At 71.0% G+C, this 10,436-nt stretch carries 4 protein-coding genes and 1 pseudogene; 4 read left to right on the top strand and 1 reads right to left on the bottom strand.

The annotated features are described in order from the left end of the window. Window positions 1–52: 52 nt before the first annotated feature. Together ACWCRB_RS32515 and ACWCRB_RS32510 are read left to right on the top strand one after the other, a co-directional pair. Window positions 53–1,126: pseudogene (locus ACWCRB_RS32515) on the top strand (serine/threonine-protein kinase); the annotation flags it as partial. A 329-nt stretch (window positions 1,127–1,455) separates the two neighbouring features. After that, window positions 1,456–3,003, top strand: coding sequence for a PstS family phosphate ABC transporter substrate-binding protein (locus ACWCRB_RS32510; RefSeq protein WP_450999468.1), 1,548 nt, complete (start codon window positions 1,456–1,458; stop codon window positions 3,001–3,003). Window positions 3,004–3,027: 24 nt separating this feature from the next. Here ACWCRB_RS32510 and ACWCRB_RS32505 read toward each other — a convergent pair whose 3' ends face one another. Beyond that, complete coding sequence (locus ACWCRB_RS32505) at window positions 3,028–5,850, bottom strand: ABC transporter substrate-binding protein (RefSeq protein WP_450999467.1); 2,823 nt, start codon at window positions 5,848–5,850, stop codon at window positions 3,028–3,030. A gap of 215 nt (window positions 5,851–6,065) precedes the next feature. On the opposite strand from ACWCRB_RS32505, the gene ACWCRB_RS32500 reads away from it, so the two are divergent. After that, entirely contained in the window at window positions 6,066–7,466 is a 1,401-nt protein-coding gene (locus ACWCRB_RS32500; RefSeq protein WP_450999466.1) for a M20/M25/M40 family metallo-hydrolase, read from the top strand. A 516-nt stretch (window positions 7,467–7,982) separates the two neighbouring features. Next, on the top strand, window positions 7,983–10,436 hold a 2,454-nt coding region (locus tag ACWCRB_RS32495; RefSeq protein WP_450999465.1), incomplete at its 3' end, for a ricin-type beta-trefoil lectin domain protein.

Here is a 10,436-nt window from a genome sequence, read left to right as displayed (position 1 = left end):
GACCGGTGGTGCGGGCGGTCGTACCGGCGGGACCGGTGGTGCGGGCGGTCGTGTGGGTGGTGCCGGCGGTGCAGGTGAGGCGGGCGGTGCGGGCCGGACCGGGCCGGTGTATCTCGGGCGGTCCGGGCGGGGGCGGGCCGTCGCCGTGAAGCTCGTCCGGCGGGAGCCGGCCGGGCGGGAGGGGTTCCGGGAGCGGTTACGGCAGGAGGTCGCCGCCGCGCGACGCGTCGGGGGGCGCTGGACGGTGCCCGTGCTCGACGCCGACACCGAGGCCGCCGTGCCCTGGGTCGCCACCGGGTACGTCGCCGGGCCGGACCTGCGCCAGGTCGTCGGGCGCCACGGGCCGCTGCCCGAGCGCTCGCTGCGCATCCTCGCCGCCGGGCTCGCGCACGCCCTCCAGGACATCCACGGCGCCGGGATCGTCCACCGCGACCTCAAGCCGTCCAGGGTCCTGGTCACCATCGACGGACCCCGGGTCGTCGACTTCGGTGTCGCCCGCGCCCTGGAGACCGTCACCGGCGACGGCGATCCCTTCGGCCACCCCGGGTACCTGGCGCCCGAGCAGCTGCACGGCGACCCGGTCACCGCTGCCACGGACGTCTTCTCCCTGGGCGCCGTCCTCGCGTACGCCGCCACGGGCGCCCAGCCCTTCGGCGTGACCGGCAGGAGCGCCCTCGCCCTGAGTTTCCGCATGGTCCGGGAGGAGCCCTACCTGGAGGGGGTTCCGCGGGGCGTCCTCGACCTCGTCCGCGACTGCCTGAGCAAGGACCCGGCCCAGCGGCCCACACCGGAGGAGATCCTGCGCCGTACGGGGGTGTCGGCGGACGCCGTCGCGGACGGCTACGAGCGGGACACCTGGCTGCCGGGCCCCCTGGTCGCCCGACTGGGGCGGCACGCGGTGCAGTTGCTCGACGTGGAGGGGGAGGCCTCCGTGGAGGATCCGGACGTCCCGCCGGAGCACGCGCCGCCCGACGGGCCGCCCGCACACCCGGCCCAGGGCCACCCCGAGCACCATCCCCAGCCCTTCGCCGCCACCCCCGGTGGCAGTCAGCGGCCCCCTGTCTGGCCCGGGGACCCGGCGCTCGAAGAGCTGGACGTGCCCGCCGCGTGGAGCATGTCGCCGCCCGGCACGGCCGATTCCTACCGGGTGGGGCGCGCGCAGCGGGCCGAGCCCGCGAGCAGGTCCCGCCTGTCGGTGGCGCTCATCGCCGCCGCGCTGGTCGTCACCCTCGCGGCCGGTGCCTCCGTCGTCGCCCTGCTGACCGGCGACGAGGACACCGCACCCGTCAGGCCCCCCGTGTCGACCTCGGCCCACCCGGTCTCGCCACCTGCGCCGACGTAGCCGAAGACGAGCTGAACGTCAGGCGAACTTCCTTTGCCCGTACGGGACTTGTGGTGCCGCCGATCGTAGAGTGACCCCACCGTCCGGACTCCGGGGCTTGCGGGGGCACCCACATGGAGTGGTTGAGCGCAGAGAACGTCGTGGCCGTGGCGACCGCCGGTCTCGGCATCGTCGCGTCGGCGGTCATGGTCTGGTACGAGCGTCGGGTACCGCGTCGCAAACGGGTCGGGTACCGCGTACAGATGGACAACCCGATAGGTGACGGCCTGCAGTCGGGGCGGGCGAACGTGCGGCTCGGGCTGTTCGACGAGGCGCCCGGGATGCACCGGGCCACGCTCGTGCTGCTCCGCATCGAGAACGACGGTTCGCAGGGCATCGGCCACGAGGACTACACGAGCCGGGAACTGCACGGCCTCACCGTCGAGTTCGCCGACCGCGCCATCCACGGGGTGTCGGTCACCCAGCCGCCCGGCACCGACCACCTCATGAGCCACTTCACCCCGCACGCGGGCTTCGGCTACGACGTCGGCGGCAGCACCCTGCGCATTCCGCGCGTCCCGCTCAACCGGGGCGAGCACTTCAAGCTGCTGGTGCTGCTGTCGGGCGGCGACGTGGGCTGCGACATCCGGCTCGTCGGCGGTATCCGGGACGGCGAGGTGCACCCCAACCGCAGTGCGACACCGGACGACAAGCCGCCCCTGTTCAGCCGCGCGGCCCGGCTGATCACCATCATCCTCACCGCGTCCGTGGTCACCCTCGCGAGCATCGTCATCGTCCGCGACGACGACCCGCCCCCGCTCGGCTGCGAGAAGGGCACCCTGACGGTCGTCGGCTCGACCGCCTTCGCGCTCGTGGCGCAGGGCCTGGCGAAGGAGTACGAGAAGGACTGCGAGGGCTCCGACATCAGGGTCGAGGCGCGGGGCAGTACCGCCGGGGTGAGTGAACTCGCCGCCATGGAGGGTGAGTCGAGGGCGAGACGGGCCTCGGTGGTCGCGTTCTCCGACGGCCGCGACAAGGGCGCGGGCGCCGCACTGCGGGCCGAGCCCGTCGCCCTGTCGGTGTTCACCCTGGTCGCCAACAAGGGGCTCGACCTCCAGCAGGGCCTGACCCTGGCGCAGGTGCGGCGCCTCTACTCCGGGTCGGTCCGCTACTGGGACGACCTGGACCCCGCGCTGCCACACTGGCGGGTCGTGCTGGTCAGCCGGGACGCCGACTCCGGCACCCGGCAGGTCTTCCAGGACCAGGTGCTCGCCGGCAGGTGGGAAGGCGTACCCAGCACGTCACTCGGCTGCGATCTCCAGTCCGACACCGCGGCCCCCGTACGCTGCGAACTCGGCTCCACAGCCGATGTGTTGAAGAAGGTCGCCGCCACGAAGGGCGCCATCGGCTACAGCGAACTCGGCCAGGCGAAACAGCACCAACTGACCGTGAACCGGGTCGCCCTCGACGGCGCCACGGCCGACGTGGACGCCATCGAGTACGACGACAGCCCCTACCCGTACCGGGGCGTGGAGAACGCCTACACCTACGCCGACCTGCCCGCAGGATCGCTCGCGGGCAGCTTCCTCACCTACGTACGCAACCACGGCCAGGCCGCGATCCGGCAGAACGGTCACATCCCGTGCACGGCGACGGAGGGGGAGCGGTTGTGCGACGAGTGACGGTGAGCGAGTGACCGAGGGCCGTCAGGACGTGCACGGCGGGTCCTGCTTCTCGCTCGACTCGCCCTCCCCGTACGCACCGCACTCCACCACCGCCTCTGGCCCGTCCGCCAGTTGGCGCAGCAGGACCAGCGTCTTGTCGACGGGCGGCGCGTTGCTGCCCTCGGCGTAGGAGACGGAACCGGTCGCCCCGTCGAAGTGGACGCCGTTCCTGAGCTCGATGACAACGGAGTTGCGGGTGATGGCGGGGTCGCTCTGATAGGCCTCGGACACCGCCTGGCTCAGCACGTGGAAGGCGTCGTACGAGACCGCCGAGTGGCCGTCCTGCTTCCAGGGGTCGGTACCGTCGGTGGTGTCGTTCACGAAGGACTCGTACTCCCTCACGAACTGTTTGGTCTTGGTACTCGTCCCGTCGGCGTCGTACGGCATCCGGTGCGCGGAGTAGTACAGCCGCAGCCAGGTTTTGTTCCGGAAGACGCCGGTCTGGGCCACGTTGGTCAGCTCGTTGCCGCCGAGGACGGTGATGTCCTGGCCGAGACAAGTGCCTTCCAGGTCCATGGAGTTGACGAACGCCGTGAAGTCCTTGGCCCGCGCCGACCAGTACACGACCGACTCCGGCTGCTCCGCCAGCGTGTCGCAGATCCGCCGCGCGAGAATGTCGGCGCTGCGCAGATTGTCGTCGGCGTCGGGCGCCGGGGGATCGAAGTCGCCCTCCTGGTTGAAGTTGAACACGGTCTCGTCACCGGGGAAGTCCGCCCTGAAGCGGGCGGCGAGACTGCGGCTGTAGAGGTCCGCGGAACTCTCGACCACGATGGCGTGCTCGGCGGGGGCGCACTCGTCCTCGCTGCCGGGCAGGGCGACGATGTTCTTCCGGCCGGCGAAGTCCGCCTCGATCCGGGCCTCCCGCGAATTGGCCGGCGTGAACGGCCAGTAGCTGAAGCTCGCGTCGCCCTCCGACATCTCGTCGGCTGTCGCGGTGGTGCCGATGGTCGGGATGCGGGCACGTCCCAGTACCTGGAGCGCGGCCTGGGTCTCCTCACGGCTCTGCGCGTACGCGAGCACACCGACGATCCGGCCGGACTCGGGGCGGCTCTGCTCGGCGCGCACCTCACGGACGAGGTCCTCGGCCATGGACTCGGCGTTCCGGAACCCCTCGCCGGTCTCGCGGACCAGGACCTTCAGCGGTACGAGGGTGGAGTTGGAGGCCGCGGCCTCGTTCAGGGTCCGCTGCCACATCGCGATGCCGCGCAGTTCGGGGATGGTGCCGTCGAAGCGGGTCTGGTCCTCGGTCTTGGGCTTCTGGGAGACGAAGACGACGACGGACCGTACTTCTCTGCCGGTCTCGGCGTAATCCTCGACCCGCAGGTTCTCGGCGTCGATCGCGGCCTTGGCTGCGTCGTACCAGGCCACGACCTGTACGGGGATCTTCCCACCGGGGTCGGAGTCCGCCACGGAGTCCGTTCCGCCGAGACAATCGGTGGGCGTTCCGATCCAGCGAGGGATGAGCACGGCGGCCGCGGCCACGGCCAGTACCGTCACCGCGGTCACGGTCGTGGTGGGGAAGTAGCGGTGGAAGGCGAACTTCTTGTCCGGCACGAACGAGCCGACGGGCGTCCCCTCGCTCCGGAGTTCCGTCTCGTCGAGGCGGACGAGGACCGGCGGGCCGCCCTTGTCGGCCAGGTGTCCGGCCGCGGCGGTGAAGCTGCTCTCGACGAGCCGTGCGGGCGCGTCGGGGGAGGCGGGCGTGGTTCTGGCGCCCAGCTCCTTCAGGAGGTCGTCGGAGGGTGCGCCGACGGCCAGGACCAGTGGGCCGGGCGGCCGGGCGGTGGACCGGGGGCCGTGCTGGCAGCGGTGCAGGGCGCGCAGGAAGCGCTCTGCGGCGCGGGCGCCCGGAGCACCCGGCGGGGGGACCTCCACGATCACCACGGGCCGGCAGATCCGGCGCCGGCGGGCGGGCCGTAGGCGGCCGACGGGTGGCCTGCGCAGATCCTCAAGGAGGGCGCGCAGGACGAACCAGTCGAGTTCCCGGAGCGCGTCCTCGTGGCTCATGTGGTTCGGATCCCGCAGGTGGGGGCCGCGCTGCGCGCCCACGTCGTTCATCACCTTGAAGAGGTTCTGGCCCGCCGTGGCCGGCTGCTCGTTGCCGATCCAGCCACCCATCACCTTGCGGGACGTCCACGAGGACCACAGTCGGCGGGGGCCGCGCTGGACGAACGACAGCCAGGTGAGCCTCGTCAGAAGGCCGGCCGCTCCGCCGATCGCGTTGCCCGCCGCCGCGCCGACCGCGGTGCTCGCCGCTGTGCTGACCGCGGTGCTCGCCGCTCCACCGATCGTCCCGTCGGTGCCGGAGGGTTCCATCTGCGCGAAGCCGAGCAGCCCGCCGCGCTGGGCGCGCTGTTCACAGGCATGGGTCCGCAGCTCCTTCTCCCAGGAGCCCTGAGTCGCCCAGTTGGCGGGCTTCTCCCTGATGTACGCGACGAGGTCCCGCATGGTGTGGAAGTACGGGTGGCGGTCGGGGGTGGTGTGGTTCGTCCCGCCCTTGGTCAGCTCCGTCCCGGCCTCCTCGACCAGCAGCTGGTGGTCGTCCTCGGGGATGAGGCGGGCGTACGGGAGCTGCCGGGAGTTGTCGGCCAGCATCGCGTCGATCAGCGGGTCGACGACGCGTCGCACACCGGTCTCGTACATCGTCGCCGGCACCCGCAGGACGAACAGCGGCGGGCTGCTGTCCAGGCTCTTGCGACGGCTGTACTTGGGGACCACGGTCGGCGCGAGCGCCCGGATGAAGTCGATGGCGCCGTCGCCGGGGAATCCACCGGGTCTGCCGTGCCCACTGTCGGATGAACGCATGGGGAACTCCCCCGTTTGTCGACCGAGCCTGACGACTGAACCTGTCAACTGCACCTGACAGAAAGGAAGTTGAAGGTTACTCGGTGAACTGTGGCCACCACAACGAGTTGCAGCAAGCGCTTCGTTTCCGTCACGCCCACAGCGCCACTCCAACCGACCGTTACCCCTCCTGTGCCCCCTTGTCCCTTGTTGACGCGTACACAACGATGGAACGCATGCGACGACTCAGCAGAAGAACCGTCCTGGCGGCAACGGCGACGACGGCGGTCGCCTCGGCCGCGACCGTCACTCCCGCGCAGGCCGCCGCGTCGTCCGGCTCGCGCCCGCCCGCCACCGCACAGCGGCCGACCCCGGAACTCCGCGCCCTGTTAAGGGAGATCGACCCGAAACGCATAGAGGCGACAGTCCGCAGACTCGCCTCCTTCGGCACCCGGCACACCCTCTCCTCCCAGGACGACCCGGTACGGGGGATCGGCGCGGCCAGGGACTGGATAGCGGCCGAACTCCGCTCGTACGCGGCAGAGTCGGCAGGCCGGATGACGGTGGAGCTCCAGTCGTACATCCAGGAACCGGCGAGCCGGATCCCGGTGCCGACGCGTATCACGAACGTGGTCGCGACCCTGCGCGGCTCGATTGCCCCTGAGCGCGTGTACGTGGTCTCCGGGCACTACGACTCCCGCGCCACGGACGTCATGGACGCGGTCTCGGACGCGCCTGGCGCGGACGACGACGCGTCGGGCGTGGCGGTGGCCATGGAGCTGGCGCGGGTGATGGCGAAGCGCCGCCCGGCGGCGACGATCGTCTTCGCGGCGGTGGCGGGGGAGGAGCAGGGCCTGTACGGGGCGGCGTACATGGCGCAGCAGTACAAGTCGTCCGGTACGGACCTCCAGGCCATGTTCACGAACGACATAGTCGGCAGCCCGAAGGCGGACGACGGCACCGTGGACCCGTACACGATCCGGCTGTTCGCGGAGGGGGTGCCGTCGTCGGAGACGCCGGAGGAGGCGGCGGTACGGCGTTCGGTGGGCGGCGAGAACGATTCGCCGGCGAGGCAGTTGGCGCGCTTCGTACGCGATGCAGGGGAGAACGAGGCGACGGGAATGCGCGTACGGGTGGTGTACCGAAGGGACCGCTACCGCAGGGGCGGCGACCACATCCCCTTCCTGGAACGCGGCTACCCGGCCGCCCGCTTCACGGAACCGACCGAGGACTTCGCCCACCAGCACCAGGACGTACGGGTCGACGAGACCGGCAAACAGTACGGAGACCTGCCGGAGTTCTGCGACTTCCCGTACATCGCGCGGGTGGCGAGGGTGAACGCGGCGGCGCTGTGGACGCTGGCGCAGGCCCCGGGCACGCCGCGCGGCGCCAAGATCCTGACGTCGACGCTGACGAACGCGACGCAGCTGGTGTGGACGCGGGGGACTGAGCCGGACCTGGCGGGCTACGAGATCGTCTGGCGCGAGACGACGTCCCCGGAGTGGACCCACGTGGTCGAGGCGGGCGACGTGACGTCGTTCGAGCTGGCGTTGTCGAAGGACAACGTGTTCTTCGGGGTGCGGGCGGTGGGGGCGACGGGGCTGAGAAGCCAGGTGGCGTTTCCGGCGCCGGGGTAGGTGCCTGGCCTTCCCGGCGGCGCTGTGGCTGTCGACGAGCAGGCGATTTCTGGTCAGTCAATGGCAGGAAATCTTCGGGATCTGCACTCTTTCTTCACATGCCTCACGTGGGTAACTCCGGTTGTGAGCACGGCGTTTGGGCGCGCCGTGCAGTGACGAGCCGGGCAAGTGGTTTCCCGTTCCGTGGTCCGGGCGTCGAGGAAAGCTCTTGCCGCGCCCTGTTTGCCTGTGGCTATGGTGAACGCCGCGCCGATGTCAGGGACCTGACCGCCCTGTCGTGACGCGTGCACGTCATCGGCGGCCGGGGGAACTGTGCCGCCACGGGGGATTGGTTTGTCATGCCGCGATGCCGGCTCGTTGTGAACGCCTGCCTGACCGCTGCCGTCTGCGGCCCTCGTCCTCCGACCGGGACGGCGGGCTGACCCGCGCGTGTCCCACCGCCTCTTCGGGCGGTCACCCCTGCCTGCCTGCCTGCCTGCCTGCATTCGCCATTCGCCTGCTACGAAGGATTTGCTTTTGCGCCTCAGACCGGGATTGTTCAGCCCCAGATCGAGAACCTCCACGACGCTCACCTCCGTCGTCACGTCCGTCGCCGCCCTGGCCGTACTCGCGGGCCTGGCCGTCCAGCCCGGCCTGCTCGGCCAGGACGCCGCGCAGCCTGTCGCCGTGGCGGGCGACTCGTACGACGGTTTCGACACCAAAGCGGCGGAGCAGCTGCGCGAGGACCAGTGTGTGGCCGTCGACGCCCTGCGGAAGGGCGGGCCGAACCTGTTCGCCCTCGCGCAGAACGCCGTAGGGTTGCCGGCCGATCAGCTTCACGAGAAGCTCCGGCGGGATCTCGCGGACGCCGGCACCCCGCTGCACCAGGCCTTCGGCGCGGACAGCGCCGGCACTGACCAGTGGGTCAAGAAGGTCGGCGACCAGGAGTCCGCGTTCGCCGCCACCGTCAGCGGTCTGACCTCCTACCCTGGCGAACCGCGCGGAAAGTTCAAGATCCTCGACCAGACCGGGCTGCTGCCGTGGCTGTGGCAGTCGTACAGCAGCTCGATCGACTTGTTCTCCCCGTTCTACGACCCGTCGCCCACCGCCGACGACAGCACGAAGGCCGCCGCGCTCGCGGTCGGCGACCCGCTGTACACCACCGGGGGGACACCGGAGGAGCAGCAGGCGTGGAAGCTGTGGAAGAAGAACTCGGGGAAGATCGAACCCAATGTGCTGTTCGTGCCCCGGGTGTTCGCCGATGACGCCCGTGTCTTCCTGGCCTCCGGCGGCTTCCCCCGCACAGCCCCGGCCACGGACTCCCCGGAGTTCCGCATCGCGGTCGAGGACCTGAAGGCCCGCTTCGCGTCGTGCGCGTGGCACGCCCCGATCGACCCGAACCGGGTTCTCGGCAAGGAGGTTGCGCAGGCGTCCGCCGAGTGGCAGCGGGAGATCGCCTCGCAGGCCATACATCGGCAGCAGATCCTCACCGCCGGCCTCAACGCCACGAACGCCTTGCGGGACGGCACGTTCGCCCTGGGGCAGACCCTCGGCCAGTCATGGCTCGCGGACTACTCCACCCGCTGGCAGGACTACTGGTCGGCGGGCGGACTGGGCTGGATCGGCGACAGCCCCGTGACGATCGAGGTGCCGGGCGCGACGGGCAACTGCCTGAAGGTCAAGGGCGGTGCCAAGACCAACGGCACTCCGGTCCATCTCTTCACCTGCGACGCCGGCGCGTCCCAGCAGTGGACGCTCGAAGGCAGCGAGGGTGACCTCCACCTCCGCAACGTCGGCTCGCAGAAGTGCCTGGACGTGGCCGGGAACAGTGCGGCGAACGGCACGAAGATCGTGATTACGGACTGCTACAAGTCCGCGGGGCAGTCGTGGAAGGGCGACGTCCGTGCCACCTCGCCCCTGAAGAGCGTGACCACGGGCAAGTGCCTGGACCTGAGCGCGTTCACCAAGGGCACGGACACGAGGCTCTGGGACTGCAAGGACGCCAGCGCGCAGAAGTTCCTGATCAAGCCGTCCGGCCACAAGGGCACGGACAGCGCCGTGTACCCGGACAAGGCCGAGTTCGACAAGGCGAAGAAGGTCGTCACCGACGCCCAGGCGGCGGCGAAGAAGCAACTGGCCGCGATCAGGACCCAGTTGGAGAACGCCAAGAAGGCGGCCACCGCGTCCGACGCCGCCGAGCAGGCCGCGTACGGCCTCGCGGACGCCGCCGGTGCGCCGCGGGGCCGTGGGCTGCTGGCCGGTCAGCAGAAGGCGCAGGTCACCAAGGCGACGGTGGCGGCGCTGACGGCGACGGTGAAGGCCGGTGAGACCGCCGAGGCCGCGACCAGGGCCGCCGCGGGTGACAGCGAGACCATCGGGCAGCGAGCCCTGGCCCAGGCCGCGCAGGTCAACGCGGAGTTCCGGAAGGAGGCCGCGCACACGGCCGAGTTGCAGGCGAAGGCCGCGGCGGACGCGGCCAAGCTGCACCGGGACAACGCGAGAAAGGACAAGGAGACGGCGGAGGCGAAACTCGCCGCCACCCTGAAGGCGGAGGCGGACGCGAAGGCGGCTGCCGCCGACGCCCGCGCCAAGCGGCTCGCGGCCGAGGCCGAGGAGAAGACGGCCAAGGCGGAGAAGGACATCGCCACCGCCAAGCAGATCGAGGCCAACCAGCACAAGCAGAGCGCGCAGGCCGAGGCCGCGAACGCGAAGGACGCCAAGGAGCGGGCGGAAGCCGCCGAGGCGACCGCGACCGCGCGGAAGAACGACGCGGTCAGGTCCCGTGACGAGGCCCGTGAACTGCGGGACGACGCCTGGGACGCCGAGCAGAAGTCGGACGCCACCCGTGCGAAGGCGGACGCGAAGGAGGCGTTCGCCCAGGCTCACGAGGCCGACAGCAACGCGGGGGAGTCCAGAGCGGCGGCGGACGCGGCTTCCGCGCACGCGGACGACGCCGAGGCCGCTGCGGGCCGGGCCCGGGCTGCGGCGAAC

The organism is Streptomyces sp. NPDC002156, from assembly GCF_053593675.1.
The sequence above is the reverse complement of the archived record's forward strand: the minus strand, read 5'-3'. Positions and strand labels throughout refer to the sequence as shown.

Coding starts and splice junctions, on each gene's coding strand:
- ACWCRB_RS32505 (WP_450999467.1), bottom strand. CDS start 5,850: ATGCGTTCATCCGACAGTGGGCACGGCAGACCCGGTGGATTCCCCGGC.
- ACWCRB_RS32510 (WP_450999468.1), top strand. CDS start 1,456: ATGGAGTGGTTGAGCGCAGAGAACGTCGTGGCCGTGGCGACCGCCGGT.
- ACWCRB_RS32500 (WP_450999466.1), top strand. CDS start 6,066: ATGCGACGACTCAGCAGAAGAACCGTCCTGGCGGCAACGGCGACGACG.